Origin of the sequence: Caballeronia terrestris (assembly GCF_001544515.1) — a bacterium.
Lineage (GTDB): Bacteria > Pseudomonadota > Gammaproteobacteria > Burkholderiales > Burkholderiaceae > Caballeronia > Caballeronia terrestris.
The window spans coordinates 40,090-58,210 of the sequence record NZ_FCOL02000033.1 but is presented as its reverse complement, the minus strand read 5'-3'; the positions used below and the strand labels follow the sequence as shown (position 1 = coordinate 58,210).

Annotated in this window: 18 protein-coding genes and 2 pseudogenes; 12 read left to right on the top strand and 8 right to left on the bottom strand. The window is 63.7% G+C overall.

Annotated elements, in window-relative coordinates; all coding sequences use genetic code 11:
- The 5 genes and pseudogenes from AWB67_RS40870 to ppk2 form a co-directional block, all read left to right on the top strand.
- Positions 1–496: pseudogene (locus tag AWB67_RS40870) on the top strand (hypothetical protein); the annotation flags it as partial.
- 21 nt (positions 497–517) lie between these two features.
- Positions 518–1,021, top strand: a complete 504-nt coding sequence (locus AWB67_RS23370) for a hypothetical protein (protein WP_087658599.1) — start codon at positions 518–520, stop codon at positions 1,019–1,021.
- A gap of 198 nt (positions 1,022–1,219) precedes the next feature.
- Entirely contained in the window at positions 1,220–2,812 is a 1,593-nt protein-coding gene (locus AWB67_RS23365; RefSeq protein ID WP_087658598.1) for an aspartate:alanine exchanger family transporter, read from the top strand.
- 42 nt (positions 2,813–2,854) lie between these two features.
- Positions 2,855–3,850 (top strand): 2-hydroxyacid dehydrogenase, encoded by a 996-nt coding sequence (locus tag AWB67_RS23360; RefSeq protein ID WP_087658597.1) that lies wholly within the window; start codon positions 2,855–2,857, stop codon positions 3,848–3,850.
- 24 nt (positions 3,851–3,874) lie between these two features.
- Positions 3,875–4,687: a polyphosphate kinase 2 gene (gene ppk2 / locus AWB67_RS23355; protein WP_087658596.1), complete on the top strand. Its 813-nt coding sequence runs from the start codon at positions 3,875–3,877 to the stop codon at positions 4,685–4,687.
- 15 nt (positions 4,688–4,702) lie between these two features.
- Here the strand turns inward: ppk2 and AWB67_RS23350 are convergent, their stop codons facing one another.
- Positions 4,703–4,888: a hypothetical protein gene (locus AWB67_RS23350; protein WP_087658595.1), complete on the bottom strand. Its 186-nt coding sequence runs from the start codon at positions 4,886–4,888 to the stop codon at positions 4,703–4,705.
- Between the two features lie 96 nt (positions 4,889–4,984).
- Here AWB67_RS23350 and AWB67_RS43385 point away from each other — a divergent pair.
- The 5 genes and pseudogenes from AWB67_RS43385 to AWB67_RS23330 all read left to right on the top strand — a co-directional run.
- Positions 4,985–5,467: pseudogene (locus tag AWB67_RS43385) on the top strand (CBS domain-containing protein); the annotation flags it as partial.
- A gap of 93 nt (positions 5,468–5,560) precedes the next feature.
- Complete coding sequence (locus AWB67_RS43380) at positions 5,561–5,734, top strand: CBS domain-containing protein (protein WP_374729846.1); 174 nt, start codon at positions 5,561–5,563, stop codon at positions 5,732–5,734.
- Between the two features lie 180 nt (positions 5,735–5,914).
- Positions 5,915–6,448, top strand: a complete 534-nt coding sequence (locus AWB67_RS23340) for a DUF4142 domain-containing protein (RefSeq protein WP_087658594.1) — start codon at positions 5,915–5,917, stop codon at positions 6,446–6,448.
- 7 nt (positions 6,449–6,455) lie between these two features.
- The gene (locus AWB67_RS23335) at positions 6,456–6,767 is read left to right on the top strand and encodes a cupredoxin domain-containing protein (protein WP_087658593.1); all 312 of its coding nucleotides are present in this window, start codon (positions 6,456–6,458) and stop codon (positions 6,765–6,767) included.
- On the top strand, positions 6,767–7,459 hold the full coding sequence (locus AWB67_RS23330) for an RNA polymerase sigma factor (RefSeq protein WP_200822286.1): 693 nt from the start codon (positions 6,767–6,769) through the stop codon (positions 7,457–7,459). The genes AWB67_RS23335 and AWB67_RS23330 overlap by 1 nt, the downstream gene beginning before the upstream one ends.
- A 20-nt stretch (positions 7,460–7,479) precedes the next feature.
- Here AWB67_RS23330 and AWB67_RS23325 read toward each other — a convergent pair whose 3' ends face one another.
- From AWB67_RS23325 to AWB67_RS23315, 3 genes are all read right to left on the bottom strand, one after another.
- A complete protein-coding gene (locus AWB67_RS23325) occupies positions 7,480–8,823 on the bottom strand; it encodes a DUF3100 domain-containing protein (RefSeq protein ID WP_087658591.1) in 1,344 nt (447 codons plus the stop codon).
- Between the two features lie 63 nt (positions 8,824–8,886).
- Positions 8,887–10,398: an aldehyde dehydrogenase family protein gene (locus tag AWB67_RS23320; protein ID WP_087658590.1), complete on the bottom strand. Its 1,512-nt coding sequence runs from the start codon at positions 10,396–10,398 to the stop codon at positions 8,887–8,889.
- A gap of 24 nt (positions 10,399–10,422) precedes the next feature.
- A complete protein-coding gene (locus tag AWB67_RS23315; RefSeq protein ID WP_087658589.1) occupies positions 10,423–11,292 on the bottom strand; it encodes an NAD(P)-dependent oxidoreductase in 870 nt (289 codons plus the stop codon).
- Positions 11,293–11,425: 133 nt separating this feature from the next.
- Here AWB67_RS23315 and AWB67_RS23310 point away from each other — a divergent pair, with 133 nt between their 5' ends.
- Complete coding sequence (locus tag AWB67_RS23310; protein WP_087658588.1) at positions 11,426–12,337, top strand: LysR family transcriptional regulator; 912 nt, start codon at positions 11,426–11,428, stop codon at positions 12,335–12,337.
- Positions 12,338–12,344: 7 nt separating this feature from the next.
- On the opposite strand, the gene AWB67_RS23305 is transcribed toward AWB67_RS23310, so the two are convergent.
- The 4 genes from AWB67_RS23305 to AWB67_RS23290 all read right to left on the bottom strand — a co-directional run bounded on the left by AWB67_RS23305 (position 12,345) and on the right by AWB67_RS23290 (position 16,627).
- The gene (locus AWB67_RS23305) at positions 12,345–13,418 is read right to left on the bottom strand and encodes a LacI family DNA-binding transcriptional regulator (protein ID WP_200822285.1); all 1,074 of its coding nucleotides are present in this window, start codon (positions 13,416–13,418) and stop codon (positions 12,345–12,347) included.
- Between the two features lie 27 nt (positions 13,419–13,445).
- The gene (locus tag AWB67_RS23300) at positions 13,446–14,414 is read right to left on the bottom strand and encodes a Dap2 family DHDPS-related protein (RefSeq protein WP_087658587.1); all 969 of its coding nucleotides are present in this window, start codon (positions 14,412–14,414) and stop codon (positions 13,446–13,448) included.
- A 25-nt stretch (positions 14,415–14,439) separates the two neighbouring features.
- The gene (locus tag AWB67_RS23295) at positions 14,440–15,759 is read right to left on the bottom strand and encodes an MFS transporter (protein WP_087658586.1); all 1,320 of its coding nucleotides are present in this window, start codon (positions 15,757–15,759) and stop codon (positions 14,440–14,442) included.
- 172 nt (positions 15,760–15,931) lie between these two features.
- The gene (locus AWB67_RS23290) at positions 15,932–16,627 is read right to left on the bottom strand and encodes a GntR family transcriptional regulator (protein WP_087658605.1); all 696 of its coding nucleotides are present in this window, start codon (positions 16,625–16,627) and stop codon (positions 15,932–15,934) included.
- A gap of 176 nt (positions 16,628–16,803) precedes the next feature.
- On the opposite strand from AWB67_RS23290, the gene AWB67_RS23285 reads away from it, so the two are divergent.
- Positions 16,804–18,078, top strand: a complete 1,275-nt coding sequence (locus AWB67_RS23285; RefSeq protein WP_087658585.1) for a glucarate dehydratase family protein — start codon at positions 16,804–16,806, stop codon at positions 18,076–18,078.
- The last annotated feature ends 43 nt before the right edge of the window (positions 18,079–18,121 follow it).

Here is an 18,121-nt window from a genome sequence, read left to right as displayed (position 1 = left end):
GGCGCTCGACGGGCTGCAAGGCGTCGCGGGCGATGCATCGAAGAGGGAAGTGCTGGAAGAGGAGCGCGCGCTGCTCAGGGCGCGCTTGCAACTGCTCGAGCGGCAGGGCGCGGGTATGCGCTCGGTGTTCGGCAACGAAGCCGCGCTCGATGCGGGCGAGATCGCGCGGTTGCAGGCGCGCATCGAAGAAAACAGTCAGAGGCTCGCGAGCCTCGGCCTGCCGATGGATGCGCTTGAACGCAAGTTCGAGCATGTACGCAGCGTGCTGGCCGAGCCGCAGGAGCGCGCGTTCGTCGAGGTGAAGCGGCTGCGGCTCGACCGGATGAACGTCGTGATGGACGACACGTGCACGCAGCCGGGCGATGACATCGAGTTCCGGCTCGCGCACATTCCGGGCACGCCGCCGGAGACGCGGGCGTTCTCGCTCGTGCGCATTGCGCGGGGCGATTTGCTGCCGGCGAAGAGCCGTCTCGACGAAGCGGCGCGGCTGATTTGATTCGATCGCGGGAGAGACGTGATGCAGAGCCGTATCGCCAGATTGATTGTCTGCGCGGGGGCGTTGGCGCTCTTTGCCTGCGCTCAGCCGTATCAGCAGGTCGAGCCGGGCGCGGATCAGTCCGCGTTGCTCGCGAAGCTAGGACCGCCCAAAGAAACCTACGATCTCCCCGGCGGCGGCAAGCGTCTCATGTGGCCGACCCAGCCGATGGGCACGACCACAACCGCCGCCGACGTCGATGCATCGGGCAAGGTGGTGAGCGTTCGGCAAGTGCTGCAGGAGAGCGAGTCCTACCGCGCGGAAGTCAACAAGTGGACGCGCGAAGACGTGCTCGTGAACTTCGGCCGCCCGTTCGAGACATCGTATTTTTCGCGGATGAAGCGGGACGTCTGGTCTTACCGGTATGTGGAAAACAACATCAATCACCTGATCTTCAATTTCTATTTCGACGATCAGGGCGTCTTGCGGCAAACCCAGAAATCGCCCGATCCGATGTACGATCCGAGCCGACGCGGGTTGTTCTAGCTTATTGCAAGCGGTGCGCCCAGTCGCACGACGGGCGCGATTGTGCCGCAACATCCGTCCATGCCCGCATTGTCTTTTAAGGGTTTTAAACCTAAATTGTAAACGCGCCTTCGGGCTGCATCTTCAGGTCATCGAGAAGCTTCATGCGCCGCCGGTGTTTCTGGCCGCGTCCTTTCCTGCTCATCGAAGGGTACTGTCATGGATGCAGTCAGGATGTTGCTCGAATCCCAGCCGTTGCTCACGCTCTTCGTTACGGTCGCGCTCGGCTATGTCATCGGCGAGATCAGCGTCAAGGGTGTGGCCCTCGGCTCGGGCGCGGTGCTTTTCGTCGGGCTCGCGATCGGCGGCTTTGCGCCGAAGTCCGCGCCGCCCGCGCTGCTCGGCACGCTCGGGCTGTTGCTCTTTCTCTACGGCATCGGCATCCAGTACGGCGACCAGTTCTTCAAGGGCCTCACCAGCGCCGACGGCCTCAAGGCCAACATCGCCGCTGCGCTTGGCGTGATCGCCTCCGGGCTCCTGGCGGTCGCGTTCGTGCCGCTCTTCGGCGTAAAGCTCGACGAATCGCTCGGACTCTTCGCCGGGTCCGGCACCAGCACGGCGAGCCTGCAGGCCGCGATGGCCGCCATGAAAGGCGACGGCCCGACGGTCGGTTACAGCGTCGCGTATCCGTTCGGCGTCGCGGGGCCGATCCTTTTCCTGTATGTCCTTAGCGCGCTTCTGAAACCGCACATCGAGCGGCCGCCGCCGAAGCTCATCGAAACGGCCGAGATCGCGTTGCGCAACCCGGCGTTCATCGGTTCACGCCTGGCCGATGTGAAGACGCGCATGCCGTTGGGAATCGCGATCGCCGCTGTGCGTCGCGAGCATCACAACCGCCCGCCCACCGACGATCTCGTCCTGCAAGCCGACGACGTCCTGCTCGCCACGGCCACCGATCCCGCCGCGCTGCAAGAAGCCATATCGCTCTTCGGTGAACTGCAGCCGGGGCGCATGACGAGCCATCGCGAGGACCTGGACTACGGGCGCGTCTTCGCATCGAGCAAGCTCGTGGTGGGACGCATGCTGCGCGATATCCGTTTCCCGGAGGGCGTCGTCTGCACGATCGCGCACGTTCGCCGGGGCGATGCGGACCTGATGCCGAATCAGGACCTCATCCTCGAATTCGGCGACCGCGTCGGCTTGCTTGCGAACCGCGCGCACATGAAACAATTGCGCGCGCTCTTCGGCGATTCGATCAAGGGGACGGCCGAGTTGAGCTTCATCTCGATCGGTGTCGGCGCGGCGCTCGGGCTCCTGGCCGGCGCGATTCCGTTGCCGATTCCCGGCGTCGGCAAGCTCGCGCTCGGGCTCGCGGCGCTGCTGCTGGTCGCGCTCGTTCTGGGCCGGGTGCGTCGCGTCGGCCCGTTCGTCTGGACGATGCCGCTTTCCGCGAACCTGGTCCTGCGCAACTTCGGCCTGACGATCTTTCTCGCGCAAGTGGGCATCGCCTCGGGGCCGAAGTTCTTTGCAACCATCGGCGTGGCGGGTTTGTCGTTCCTGTTGTACGGCGTGGCCATTGCGCTCGCGCTCCTCATTGTCACGGCGATCTTCTGCCTGTGGGTCTTCAGGCTGCCGTTTGACATGACGGTCGGCATACTCAGCGGCGCGACGGGCAATCCTGCGATCCTCGCCTTCGCAAACCGCGTCGCACCGACCGATGCACCGGACGTCGGCTATGCGATGATCTTCCCGTCGATGACCGTCGTGAAGATCCTGTTCGTGCAGATCGCCGCTGTGCTCGCGAGCGGATAGCGCGACACTTTCACGCCGATTCAAGAACTTCGGAGGCACACGATGGAAATCGCCGTCTTCAGCGCGAAGCCCTACGATCGCGAATATCTCGATGCCGCGAATGCGGCGCACACCCATCGCCTCAAGTACTACGAGGTCCCGCTCGACGACGAGACCGTGAGTCTCGCGGCGGCCCACGGCGCCGTGTGCATCTTCGTCAACGACCATGCGAATGCGGCGGTGCTCGAAGCGCTTGCGAAGGGCGGCACGAAGCTCGTCGCGCTGCGCTGCACCGGCTTCAACAACGTGGATTTGAACGCCGCGCGCGCGCTCGGCATCAAGGTGGTGCGGGTGGTCGACTACTCGCCGAATTCTGTCGCGGAGCACGCCGTCGCGTTACTGATGGCGATTAACCGAAAGATCCACCGCGCCTACAACCGCACGCGCGACTTCAACTTTTCGCTCGACGGCCTGATGGGCTTCGACCTGTGCGGAAAGACGGTCGCGGTGATCGGCACCGGGAAGATCGGACGCGTCTTCGCGAAGATCATGCTCGGCTTCGGCTGCGACGTGATCGGCTACGACAAGTTTCCGTCGCCGGAATTCGAGGCGATGGGCGCGCGCTATGCGGAGCCGGGCGAGATCGGTTCGAGCGCGGACATCATCTCGCTGCATTGTCCGCTCACGCCCGATACGTATCACATCATCGATGCCCATACGCTTTCGCGCGCCAAGCGCGGCGCGTTGCTTATCAACACGAGCCGTGGCGGGCTCATCGATACGGAAGCCGTCATCGATGCGCTCAGAAGCGGCCAGTTGGGCGGCCTCGCGATCGACGTGTACGAGCAGGAAGCGGGGCTCTTCTTCCGCGACCTCTCCGGCACGATCATCACCGACGACGTGCTGCAACGGCTCGTCACGTTCCCCAATGTGATCCTGACCGGGCACCAGGCGTTTCTCACGCGCGAGGCGGTGACCACCATCTGCGAGACGACGCTGCAAAGCGTGACGGAGTTCGAATCGGGCGCGCCGCTGACGAACGAGATCGACGCGGGGTAATAGCTTGACATCGGAGGCACGGACATGTCGAAGAAACGGGGTAAAGAGGAGTCTTCGAAGGGCGATACGCTGAGCTACAAGGACTACAGGAAGGCGTTGCTGCCCTTGCATGTGGAACTCGTGAAGCTGCAGGAGTGGGTGGTGCAGAAGCGCAAGAAGGTGTGCATCGTCTTCGAAGGACGCGATGGCGCGGGCAAGGGCGGCGTCATCAAGGCGATCACCGAGCGCGTGAGTCCGCGTGTGTTTCGCGTGATCGCGCTGCCGGCTCCGACCGAGCGCGAGAAAAGCCAGATGTATGTGCAGCGCTATCTGCCGCATCTGCCGGCGGCGGGCGAGGTCGTCATCTTCGATCGAAGCTGGTACAACCGCGCGGGCGTCGAACGGGTAATGGGCTTTTGCTCGGCGGAAGACGCGGAGGCGTTCCTGAATGCGATTCCGCTGGTCGAGCGCGCGATCGTGAATTCCGGCGTGCTCCTCATCAAGTACTGGCTGGAAGTGAGCGAGGAAGAGCAGACGTGCCGTCTGGAAGCGCGCATCAACGACGGGCGCAAGGTCTGGAAGCTCACCGACATGGACCTGCGGTCGTACAGCCGCTGGTATGACTATTCGCGCGCACGCGATGCGATGTTCAAGGCGTCGGACACGGAAATCGCACCGTGGTCCGTCGCGATTTCGAACGACAAGCGACGCGCGCGGCTCAACATCATCAGCGATCTGCTCGGCAAGATTCCCTATGAAGCGATTCCGCGCAAGCGGGTGAAGTTGCCCAAGCGGCAAGCTTCCGAGGGCTACACGGCGCCTGACTATCCGTTCAAGTTCATCACCGAAGAGTTTTGAGAACGGCTTTCGCCTTCACGTTATAAGCGGAACCGCTTCGATCAGAACGAAACCGAGCAGCGCGCCGATTGCCGCACCGATCAGCTTCGGGTGCCATCGATCGAGATGTACCGCGGCAAGAAGCGCGCCGATGAAGATCACGCCCAGCAGCGCAAATACGACGATCAGATAGCCCATTTCAAAGTCGCTGGTGATAAGCATGGTCGTCCCCCTTCAAACGCCGACGATTTGATTATAGATCACAATGTGATACATACGGCGACTGTCGCACGGCCATCCGTTTTGGGGTTGGTGAGTATGCCATGCGATGCGCCAGCAATTTATCCCTGGAAAAGCGCGCGTTTCCCCTGCGACTGCGGGAAAACGCTAATCACGTTTTGTCCGGCGCGCTGCGCGCAAGCGTGTCACGTTGTGATACGTTTACATTACACATGGTTGACGCTGGACGAGGCAAACATGGCAGTCGGTTCCAGTTTTACGAGGTGGCTGACGAGTGTCCGGCGTGCCACTGCACAGCTCGATGCAGGTCATTCTTTTCGCAACGAGCTACACACGTCCGGGCTGGATCCGGATCGCGTGGAATTGCTGCGTGAGAGGCTGGAGCAGCAAGCCTATTTCAGGCGGCTAATGGAAATGACTTGCGGGGAGGTCATGCGAACCCCAGTCACGAGCGTTACCGGCGAGCAGACCATCGGTGAAGCGCTGGGTCTGCTGGACAAACGCCGGGTCAAGCTGCTGCCGGTGATCGACTCTGAACACCGCCTGATAGGCGTGGTCACGCGCGCGGACCTTCAACCGCTTCCCACGGGCATCCGAAGCGACGTTACCGACCAAGCGGAGCGAGAAAGGAGGGCGTTACCGGTTCGCAGCGTCATGTCGACGGCAATGACAACCGTCGATGCAGCGACACGCGTCGCCGACGTCATCCATCGCTTTACGGCCAAAGGGCATCATCACATGCCTGTCGTGCTCGACGATAACGAACTCGTCGGGATGCTGACGCAGTCGGACATCGTGGCAGTGATGTGTCGCAAGAGGGAGTTCTGACGCGCGGGATTCAAGACCCCACTCTGCAATCGACTACATACAACAGCGCTTTCTTCGACGCCCCCACAAATCGTTTCGGGAACAGCGCTTTTTCTCGTGACATCCAATCCCATAGAAAGCCCGAATGGCAATCTCGCCGCGCGGGCCGAGCACGATGCACATCGCTCCCGGAGATATGTCATGAGACTCAGCAGAATCCCTTTGCTTGCGACGTTGGCGCTAGCCAGCACGCTATGCGTAGCGCAGAGTTCGCAACCCACCGATCCGCAAATCGCGGCGATCGTAGTGACCGCGAATCAGGTCGATATCGATGCCGGCGAGCTGGCGAAGTCGAAGAGCCAGTCGAAAGACGTCAAGGCGTTTGCGCAGCGGATGATCACCGACCATAGCGGGGTCAACAAGGCCGCCACCGACCTTGTCCAGAAGCTTGGCGTGAAGCCCGAAGACAACCCGACGAGCCAGAGCCTCAAGCAAGGCGGCGATGCGAATCTCGCCAATCTCAAGACGCTCAAGGGCAAGCCGTTCGATCGGGCGTACATCGATCATGAGGTCGCGTATCACGAGAGCGTTTTGAGCGCGCTCGACAAGACCCTGATACCGAGCGCGCAGAACGGTGAGTTGAAGGGGCTTCTCGTCAAGGTGCGACCGGCGTTTGTCGCGCACCTGGAGCATGCGAAGCATCTGCAGGCTGAACTGGGCAAGAGCGGTGGTTGATCGCGCAATGATCCTGGCCGTTGCGCTTGCTGTGTCTTGTGACGCGACGCTGGCCGAGCCCGCAACTCACGTCGTCGTGATCGAGCAGATGCGCTTCGATCCAGCGACGCTGACGGTGCGGCCGGGCGATCGCGTCGTGTGGATGAACAAGGACTTGTTCCCCCACACGGCGAGCGCCGTCTCGAAAGCGTTCGATTCGCACAGCATCGCGCCGAACGCCTCGTGGAGTTATGTCGTCGGCCGGGTGGGAAATTATCCGTACGCGTGCGACTTTCATCCCACGATGCACGGCACATTGACCGTCCAGAAGGTCCCGTGATGGAAAGAGCCGCATTACCTTCGACACCTGCCGCCATCGATGACCTGTCGATAGTCTCCCGCATTCGCGCGGGCGATCGCGCGGCGTTCGCATTGCTGATGCGCCGCCATAACCGGCGCCTGTATCGATTGGCGCGCGCCACGCTGCGTGACGACGCGGAAGCCGAGGACGCGTTGCAGGACGCGTATCTGTCGGCCTATCGATCGATAGGCCAGTTTCGTGGCGACGCGGCGCTCGTGACGTGGCTGTCGCGTCTCGTGCTCAATGAGTGCTTTGCCCGCTTGCGCCGGACAGCGCGGCGTCAAAGGGTCATTCCGCTGGTGGAGTGGAGCACCGATGTCGAGGTCGACGCAATGGCACTGGCCGCAGGCGATGACAATTCCCCCGACAAATCAGCGGCCGTCGCCGAAATGCGCGCGTTGCTGGAGCGCAAGCTGGACGAGATGCCGGAAGTGTTTCGCGTCGTGTTCGTGCTGCGTTCGGTCGAGGAGATGAGCGTCGAAGAAACTGCGCTGTGTCTCGGCGTTCCGGAGGCCACGGTCCGCAGCCGGCATTTTCGCGCGAGGAGCCTGTTGCGCGAATCGCTCGCGAGGGATATCGATCTCGCCGAGCCGGGCCTGTTCGAGTTCGGCGGCGTTCAGTGCGATCGTGTGGTGGCCAGCGTGCTGCATCGACTTGGCGAAGATAGTTGAACAGCACGCCCGACTTTGCCTCACACGTCAAAAAACTGCGCCACCAGCGCCGCCCCAAGAAACGTCCCCGCATTCGCGACGAACGAAACAAGCACGATTCTCCAGCCGAGTCGCCGGAATGCCGGAATATCCTTCGCGATGGAAAGTCCCGCGAAAGTAAGCATCGGAGTCGTCACGCCGAGGAAGTCGTTCTTCGAGCTGAACGCCGCAATCTGCGCGCCCCACGGACACCACGGCGACGTCATGAACATCGCCACCAGCGACACCCAGCACACCGCCGGAATCTTGCGTCCGCTCACCTTGAAAACCGCATCGCCGACGATTACCGCCAGCACCATTAGCAACATGCCGGGCAGGCCTTCGAGCGGTGTCGTTCCGTGCGTGATCCAGTCGCACACCAGCGCCATTACCGCCGTCACGCCCCACGCGAGCATCTTGCCGCGATAGCCCAGTTCGGGCGCTTCCGTCTGCACGTCGCCGAGCTTCGGGCGCGCGTCGTTGATCACGTCCGATGCACTCGATGCCTTCGTCGTCCGCCCGATCAGCGGTTCGAGCAGGCGATAGCCCCACACGGCCATCGGCAGCGAGATGAAGAGCGTGAAGTACGTGCCGATGGTCGTCGTAATCAGGTTGCTGGCCGCCGCGAAAGTGAGTACCGACTTCGCCATCTCAGGCGTCTGCTGCGCGGCAATCGCCCCCGATGCCGCCGCCATCATGCTGCCCGAGCCGACGCCCGAGCCCATCGCGAGCGCGAGCGGATGGAAGATGTTGAGGCTCGCGACGAAGCCCGCGAAGATCGCGATGAACACCGCGCCGAACACGGTTCCCGTCAGGTACTCGGCGAGCACGCCGCGGCCCTCGGCGGAGTCCATGCCGTACTTCTCGCCGATGATTGCAAGGCTCGGCTCGCGGCCGACCGAGAACGTCGCGCCGATCGCCTCGCGCTTGATGCCGAGCAACAACGCGAGCGGCAATCCGAGCAAAATCGTGCCGACGAAGTGTCCCAGTTCCTGAAACGCCAGCGCCCAGCCGGCGGCGGCGAGCTTGGGCAGCGCGCTGCCCACCAGGAGACCGAGCTTCGAGATGAAAAGGAGCAGGGCGGGCTGCAGGATCGCGGCCGCGAGGAACTGCGTGCGCACGTCGAGGCGCGCGGCGCTCTTCCAGCGATCGCTCGCGAGGCCGAGCGCGGCGCCGAGCAGGAGCGCCCAGATCATCGGCAGCAGCACGACCTTGCCCGGCCCGACCTTGAACGAAAACGACCCGATGAACTCGGCGATGAGCAGAATCACCGCCGCGTACAAGAACAGCTTTGCGCTTCTCATGCCATCGCTTCCCGTCGACTGGGTCGTTAGCGTGTGTTCCATTCCTGCTCCCCTTTCATGATTGTTTAGTGCTCCCGCCCGCCAGTGCGACGGGAGGCCGTACTGTTACAGATAGCCGAACGCGGTGACCGGGTCCTTCGCCGTCTCGACCCACACGCTCTTCGTCTGCGTGTATTCATAGAGCGCTTCCACTCCGCTCGAGCGCCCATAGCCGCTCAGTCCGTAGCCGCCGAACGGTGATGCGACGTTGATCGTCTTGTAGCCGTTGATCCAGAACGTCCCGGCATCCACTCCCGCCGCCACGCGATGCGCGCGGCCGACGTCGCTCGTCCACACCGCGCCGGCCAAGCCGAACTCGGTGTCGTTCGCGATTGCGAGCGCTTCCTCTTCCGTGTCGAACGGGATCGCGGCCACGACCGGCCCGAAGATCTCGGTGCGCGCGACGTCCATGTCGTTCGTCACATTCGCGAGCACGGTCGGCGAGACGAAGTAGCCGTCGTCGGATAGCGCCGTCGAACCCGCGGCGAGCGTCGCGCCGGACGCGACGCCCTTCGAAATCATGCTCATGACGTGCTCGTACTGCCGGCGATTATTGATCGGGCCGACTTCGGTCGAATCGTCGAGCGGGTTACCGACCTTGATCTTCTTCGCGCCCGTCGCGACCATCTCGACGAACCGGTCGTAAATCGACCGCTGCACCAGAAGGCGCGATCCCGCGACGCAGCTTTGTCCCGCGCCGGCGAAGATCGCGGCTTGCGCGGTGAGGGCGGCGCGCTTGATATCGGCGTCGTCGAAAATGATGTTCGCCGACTTGCCGCCGAGCTCCAGCACGCACGGCAACACGCGTTTCGCGGCCGCCTCGGCGATGCGGATGCCGGTCGCGGGCGAGCCGACGAACACGACCTTCTTCACGACCTTGTTCGCGATCGCCGCCTGTCCGACGGTGTGGCCGTAGCCCGCGAGCACGTTGATGAGACCCTTCGGCGCGCCGGCCTTCTCGGCGAGCATGCCTAGCACGAGCGACGTGAACGGCGTCAGTTCAGAGGGCTTGAGCAGCACGGCGTTGCCCATCGAGATAGCGGGTGCGACCTGCCAGCCGCAGGTGAAGACCGGCGCGTTCCAGGGCGTCAGTTGCAGCACGGTGCCGGCGGGTTCGCGGCGCGTGTAGTTCAGATGCGACGACGGCACCGGAATGACATCGCCGTAGAACTTGTCGGTCCAGCCGCCGTAATACTCGAACATCTCGGCGACCTTCGCCACTTCGCCGCGGCAGTCGCGGATCGGCTTGCCCGATCCGATCGATTCGAGCCGCGCCATCGGCTCGGCTTCGGCGCGCAACTCGCGTGCAATCGCGAACATCACGCGTCCGCGCGCGGCATGCGTGAGCGCCCACCATTCTTTCTGCGCGCGCTTCGCGGCATCGGCGGCCTGCGCGACGATCGCGGCGCCGCCGTCCTTGTATGCGAGGCTCGCCTTGCCCGTCGCCGGGTTGTAGAGCTGGATGTCGTCGCCGGTTCCTTCGACGAGTTCCCCGCCGACCCACGAGCCAACCGTCTTCGCTTGCGGGAAGAAATGCGCGAAGGCCGCGAGCAACTGTTCCGCTTCGTTGAATTCCACTTTCACTGCTCCTCTGGCTGTCGATTAATGTTCGGGGACGAACTGGACGATGCGGTTGAAATCCTCCGCATCGCCGATGGTCTTCGCGCTCTCGGCCCACAGCCGGCCCGCTTCGGCGCTCATCGGCGCTTCGGCGCCCTGGCCGCGCAGCAGGTCCATCGCGAGGCGCACGTCCTTGCGCATCAGTTTCATCGTGAAGCCCGAGTCGAATTTGTCGTTGAAAATCCAGGTCGGGTAGTTTGTGAGCGTCGCGCTGTTGCGTCCCGAGCCGCCGTTCAGCGCCTCGACGAGCTTCTGCGGATCGACGCCCGCGGCCTCGGCGGCCCGCACGGCTTCGCTTGCGGCGAGCAGGTGGATGCCGGTCAACAGGTTGTTGATGATCTTGGTGACGTGCCCGGCGCCCGCGGGGCCGACGTGCACGCGCTTCGCGCTGATCACCGAGAGAATCGGCTCGACGGCCGCGACGTCTTGTTCGGAGCCCCCGAGAACCATCGTCATCGTGGCGGTGGCGGCGCCTTTCGGACCGCCGCTGACCGGGCCATCGACGAAACCGATCTTCATTTCCGCGAGCGCCGCCGCGACTTTGCGCGTGCTGTTGGGATCGGCGGTCGTCGTATCCACGACGATGAGGCCGGGCTTCGCGTTCGCGGCGACGCCGTCCGCGCCCAGCACGACCTGTTCGACGATGTCCGAAGTCGGCAGGCTCAGGATCAGCACGTCGGCGTCGCGCGCGATGGCGGCCACCGATTCACGCGCCTCGACGCCTTCTTCCTGCAGCTTCGCGGCGACGCCCGGCGCGGCGTCGAAGCCGAGCACGGCGTAGCCCCCGCGTTTGAGCGACAGCGCCATGCCGCGCCCCATGTTCCCCAGCCCGATGACTCCAACCGTCTTCATAAAGTCCACTCCTTGCAAATTCGCCTGACCGATGCGGTGCGGGCGTTTGAGCTGTGATGTTGGACTTACGGGACCCTATAATCAATCAACGCCAATATTGAGAATGTTCTAATTTTTAGAACGGAGATGCCGAGTGGCCGAGATCCTGACCGAGAGCCGAATCGTCTATTTCTACGAGGCCGTGCGTTGCGGCACGATCCGCGCCGCCGCCGACGCACTGAACGTCGCGCCGTCGGCGGTGAGCCGGCAGATCGGCCTGCTCGAATCCGAACTCGATGCCGTGCTCGTCGAGCGCCACGCGCGCGGCGTCAAGCCGACCGAGGCGGGGGCGCACGTCATCGATTATTTTCGGGAGCAGCTCGCGCACCGGGACGATTTGCTCTCGCGGCTGCAGGAATTGCGCGGTCTGCGGACCGGACACATCAGCGTCGTGCTGGGCGAAGGTTTCGTGTCGGACCTGCTCGCCGGGCCGATGCAGCACTTCTGCAAGCAGTTTCCCGGCATCGCGGTGAATCTGGACCTGGCCGGAACCAACGAGGTGATGCGCAAGATTTCCGAGGACGAGGGCGAGATCGGGCTCGTGTACAACCCGCCGAACGAACCGCGGATCGTGTCGCGCGCGTTCAAGCGCCAGCCGTTGATGGCGGTCGTCGGGCCGTCGTTCGAGGGGCTCGGCAGGAAGAAGTCGATGACGGTGCGCGAACTGGCGTCGTATCCGCTGGCCGCGACGCATTCGAGTTACGGTACGCGGCAGATGCTGGAGGCTGTCGAATATGCGGAGAAGATTCGGCTGGAGCCGGTCGTTACGACGAATTCCATCGCGATTCTCAAGCAGTTCGTGAAGTCGGGGCTCGGGATTACGTGTCTGCCGGAATTCGCCGTGACGACAGAGATCGCCGCCGGGGAACTGTTTGCGATCGAAATCAGCCATCCGCTGCTGGGGAAGGCCGAGGCGCATCTGATCACGCGCGTGGGCCGTAAGCTCTCGGTGGCATCGAACAAGATGCTGCAGATGATGCAGGCGCAGATGCGGGCGTTTCGGTGAAGTGGCTTTAGTTGCGGGTCGGACGCGGCCCCGTCGATTCGCGTACCTGCAGCAACGCGCGCACCTCGTGTCCGCGCGGCGCCCGCTTGCCGTCCAGTGCGTCGAGCAGATGTTGCGCCGCGAGCCTGCCGATCTCGGCGGTATCGACACGCATCGTCGTTAGCGCGGGCCGCATTTCTTTCGCGATCGCGAGGTCATCGAAACCGGTCACCGACAATTCGCCCGGAATCGCGATTCCTAGATCCTCCGCCTCGCGCAGCACCCCGAGCGCGATGTGATCGTTGCCGCAGACGATCGCGGTCGGCCGCTCGCCCGGCGCTTCCCAGATTGCGCGCAGGCTGCGCCGCCCGAAACCGATCGTCGATTCGCCTTCGAGCATGTGTTCCGGCCGCACCGCGAGGCCATTGCGTTCGAGCGCCGCGCGGATGCCCGCGACGCGCGCCTGCACGCGGTCGTTCTCGCGCGTCGGCTGGATACAGACCGCGAACGAGCGGTGTCCGAGGCCGATCAGGTGCTCGGTGAGTTCGACATACGCCTTGTGATTGTCGAAGCCGATGCAGTCGTGCGGGCTGCCCTCGCGATACGCATACGTGACCGCATACGGCACGCGGTAGAGCCGCAAGGCGTCGAAAAGCTCAGCCGGATGCGCCTCGCCGACGATCGCCATCGCCTCGACGCCGCGCGCGAGCATCGCGCGGACCTGCACGAGCGCCTGCGCCGGATCGTAGTTCGAGCAGCCGAGCACGAGCGTGATGCCGCGCGCCGCGAACGCCGCCTGCATGCCGCTGACCTGCGAGGCGAAGACCTGGTCGTCGAGCGTCGGAATGATGATGCCCGCGATGTGGCTGCGCGTCGACGCGAGCGCGCGTCCCGCCGCGTTCGGAAACCAGTTGAGCGTCAGCGCCGCGTGTTCGACGCGCTCGCGCACGCTCTCGGACACCTTGCCGGGCTCGTTGTAGACGCGCGAGACAGTCGCCGTCGATACCCCCGCGAGCTTCGCCACGTCGGAGAGCACGGTGCGGCCCGTGTTGCGGCGGGCGCGTGGCACGGCGGGCGTCGAGGGGTCAATGGAACGAGGCATCGGAATCTGGAGAGGACGGGCACATCATCATACCGTCGCGGGTTTTCCGCCGAGCGCCGCGATGCGCGCGCGGAAATGCTCAGTGCCGGCGACGATCTTGTCGAGCACCGCATCAAGCGCCCAGAAGCGCTCGCGCACGTCGTAGTCGATCACGCGGCAGCGAATCGAATCGAACGTGCCGATGCGCTGATGGTAGATCTTGGCCAGCGCCGGATAGCCGAGCGATTCCGACACAGCCGCGAGCACGAGAAACGTCGACAGTTCTTCAGCAAGCGCCGGGTCCTGCGCGGAATCGTTGCGCAGCCACTTGTAGAGGTCCGGGTGGAAGTTCGTGAACACGCCGTTGAAACCCGCCGAGCCGGCCTTCATCGCGTCCCACGCGATCGCCGCGTTGGCGTTCAGGACCTTCAGCGGCGAACCCTGCGCCATCGCGACGCGCCGCTTGACGGTCTCGAGATCGCAGCTCACGTCCTTCAGCATGATGAAACGGCCGGTATCGATGCACATCTTCAGTTCGTCGTCGGAAAGCAGGCGACGGTAGGGCGCCGGGCATTCGTAAAGGCCGAGCGGAATGTCCGACGGAAGGCGCGTCAGCAAGCGCTTGAGGTTCGCCGAGAAAACCTCAGTTCCTTCGCGTTTCGGATCGAGCCGGTTCGTCACAAGCACGATGCCTTGCGCGCCCGTCGATGCCGCGACGCCGAGTTCTTCCGCTTGCGCGTCCGGATCGTCGCTGATGTGGCCGGAAACCACGACGGGAATGCGCCCCGCCACCTTCTCGACGACGAAGCGTCCGAGTTCACCGCGCTCGGCGAGGCTCAGGAACTGCATCTCGCTCGACTGCGCGACGGCGAAAAGCGCGTCCGAGCCGTGCGCGATGTACCACTCGATCAGGCGTTCGAGCCCGGCGTAGTCGATCGCGCCGGACGCGTCGAACGGGGTCAGCATCACGGGCACGATGCCTTCGATGGAAGTGGTGGTTTGCGTGGCGGTCGTCATGGTCATCTCTCGAATAAAGTTGGAATCAGGCCGAAGCCCGAACGGTATCGGTGTGGGTCGGCTTATCCTCGATGGGCTTGCGCACGAAGAACAGGTAGCTCAACGCGCCGACGAACGCGATGCCCGCCGCCGTCAGCAGCGCTGGAACGAACGACCACGTCTGCGCGATGTAGCCGGTCAGGATCGGCGCGAGCGCGCCGCCGAGGAAGCCACCGAAGTTCTGGATCGCGCCGAGCGAGCCGACGCGGTTCGGCGGCGCGGCAGCCGTCGCGAGCGCCCACGAGCTGGCGGACGCGGCATTGGCCAGGAAGATCACCACCGAAATGCACACGATCGCGATCGTATTGCTCTCGACGAGCGCCGCCGGAATCGTGAACGCGACCATGCCGAGCATCGCGATCACCACCGAGTTGCGGCGGCTTCCGACCGGGTTCGTGCTGCGGCTCGTTATCAGATCGGAGAACCAGCCGGCCGTGAGCGAGCCGAGGAAACCGCAGAAGAACGGAATCGATGCCGCGACGCCCGTATGCATCAGGCTCATGTGGCGTTCCATCGTCAGGTAGCCGGGGAGCCACGTGAGATAAACCCAGTTCAGGTAGACCGAGCCGAAGAAGCCGATCAGCATGCCCCACGTCGTGCCGTGCGAAAACAGCGAGCGCCATTCGGCGAAGGTGAGCGAGGGCGCGGGCTTGCGGTCGGCCTCGTCGCCTTCGAGGTAGTGGCGCTCTGCCTCGGTCATCGTGGCTTTCACGGGATCGCGGTACACGGCGAGCCACACGACCGCAACGACGAGGCCGGCGATGCCCGTCACGATGAAGGCCCAGCGCCAGTGGAAATTGACGACGAGGATCGAGAGGCACAGCGGCGCGAGCGCCGTGCCGAGTGGCGACGCCGAGTTGAAGATGCCGGTCGGCTTGCCGCGGGCGCGCAGCGGAAACCAGTTGCTGACGACGCGCGCCGCCGACGGAAACTGCGGCGCCTCACCGATGCCGAGCACGATCCGCGCGAGGATGAACCAGCCGAAAGTCGAGACGAAGCCGCCGGACGCCTGCGCGAGCGACCAGACGATCAGGCCGATGCCGAGCAGCTTGCGCGGCCCGACGCGATCGACGAGCCCGCCAACCGGCAACTGGAACAGCGCATAGCTCCAGGAGAACGCGGAGAGCAGCAGCCCCATTTGTCCGAGCGAGAGGCCGAGGTCCGCGCGGATCAGCGGATTGGCGACGGCGAGCGTCCCGCGGTCCAGATAATTGACGATGCCGCTCACCATCAGCAGCGTGAGCGCCACGATCTGGGCGCGGCGAATTCGCGGCGGGGCCTGCTCGTGGACGGGGGTTGCGCTCATGATCGTTGTCTCCGTTTCATGTCTTTGATGTTAGCGCTTACATTTTGAGGTCTGAAAGAATCGCTGAATTGCAATAGTCGATCATTGCTCGTGTGTTAGCGCTTACATTTTGCGTGGCGAGTCAGCGCGGTGCAAGCACGAAAAGGGGATTAACGGGTAAACACCGGTGAGCTTATTCGTCCGTCAAATAATCCGGATGACTCGTGCGAATCTGATCGACCTGGCTCAGCGTTCCCGAGAGATGCTTGCGCAGCGCCGCCTGCGCGGAATCGGGATCGCCCGCCTGGATCGCATCGACGATTTCGGTGTGGTCGCGCACGACGGCCATGGTCTTGCCCTCGACCGGAAGGTGCAGCCGACGCAGCCGGTCGATGTGCCCGCTCAGCCTCCGAACGAGATCCCAAAGCTGCGGCACGCCGGCCGCCTCGTACATTTGCCGATGAAACGCCTGATCCTGCAGCGAGAATTGCTCGTAGTTGCGCAGGTCGCGCAATTCCATCTGCGCCGCGATCGTCGCGCGCAACTGAAAAATCAGCGCGACGTCATGTTTCTCCGCCAGCGTGCGCACAACTTCTAGTTCGATCGAACGGCGCAGAAAGTGCGCCTGCAACGCCGACGTCACGTTGATCTGGCTTACGACCGTCGCGTGCTGCGGAAAGATATCGACGAGACCTTCCTCGCCGAGCTTCATTAGCGCGTCGCGTACGGGGGTTTGGCTCAGGCCGTATTGCGTCGCCAGATCGGCGCGCGACAGCACCGTACCGGGCGCAAGTTCCATCGACAGGATCATTGCGCGCAGTCTTTCGAAGACTTGCGGCGCGGCATGGCGGGAACGGTCGAGACGGGTCGGCGAAGCGTTGGTTTTCATGATCGGCACGAAAAAAATTCACTGAGATATTAGTACTATAGCGGCGCTCAGCCGCTTCGCGCATGGCAATCAGCGTTTTCGTGCAGCAAAAACCCGTGTGAGTAGTTTCCCCAGTGACACACTAATACATTAGTGCTTTACTATGCGTCATCACCTCAAATCACCGGATCGCCACCATGACTCGCGACATCACCGTCACTCAAGTCCGCATTACGCCGATCGCCTTCCGCGATGGCCCGCTGCTCAACGCCGCGGGCATCCATGAGCCGTGGGCGTTGCGCGCGATCGTCGAACTGGAGACGAGCGATGGCCGCGTCGGCATCTCCGAAACCTACGGCGACGAGCCGATGCTGCGCGTGCTCGAACAGGCGAAAACGCTCGTCCTCGGCCTGTCGCCGTTCGACCTGAACCGGATGGAAGAGCGCGTGCGTGGCGCGATCAAGCCGAGTCCCGGCGCCGTCGAGTTCGAACTGGCTCCCGGATCGCACTCGGCGAAGAACGCGGCGAAGGTCATCAGCACGCTCGAAGTCGCGATGCTCGACCTGCAGGGCCAGATCGTCGGCGCGCCGATCGTCGATTTGCTAGGCGGCAAAGTCCGCGACGCCGTGCCGTACAGCGCCTATCTCTTCTTCAAGTACGCGGAGCACGTCGACAAGCCCTACGCGCCCGATGCCTGGGGCGAAGGCCTGAACCCGCAGCAGATCGTCGCGCAGGCGCGTCGCATGATCGACCTGTACGGCTTCCAGAGCATCAAGCTCAAGGGCGGCGTGTTCGAGCCGGCGCACGAAATCGCCTGCATGCGCGCGCTGTACGAAGCCTTCCCCGGCATGCCGCTGCGCCTCGACCCGAACGCGAACTGGACGCTCGAAACAAGTATCGCGGCCGCGCCGGAACTCGACGAACTGCTCGAATACTACGAAGACCCGTGCCCGGGACTTGCCGGCATGGCCGAGCTGGCGAAGCACACGCGCCTGCCGCTCGCGACGAACATGGTCATCACGACGATGGATGATTTCCGCCGCGGCGCCGAGATGGGCTCGGTGAAGGTGCTGCTCTCCGATCACCATTACTGGGGCGGCCTGCGCGCGACACAGACGCTCGCGCGCATGTGCAAGCTGTGGGACCTGGGGATGTCGATGCATTCGAACTCGCACCTCGGCATCAGCCTGATGGCGATGACGCACGTCGCGGCGAGCATCCCGAATCTCACCTACGCCTGCGACACGCATTACCCGTGGCAGGAGGAAGAAGTGATCAAGGGCGGGCGCGTCGCCTTCGATAACGGCGCGGTACGCGTGCCGACGACGCCGGGTCTCGGCGTCGAACTCGATCGCGAGCGTCTCGCCGAACTGCATGCGCAATATCAATCGTGCGGCGTGCGCAATCGCGACGACCTGACGCAGATGCGCAAGTACGAGCCGGGCTTCACCGGCAAGAATCCGCGCTTCTGATTTCCGCAGACGTTCGATACGCGATAAGGCAGTGCCACTCTTT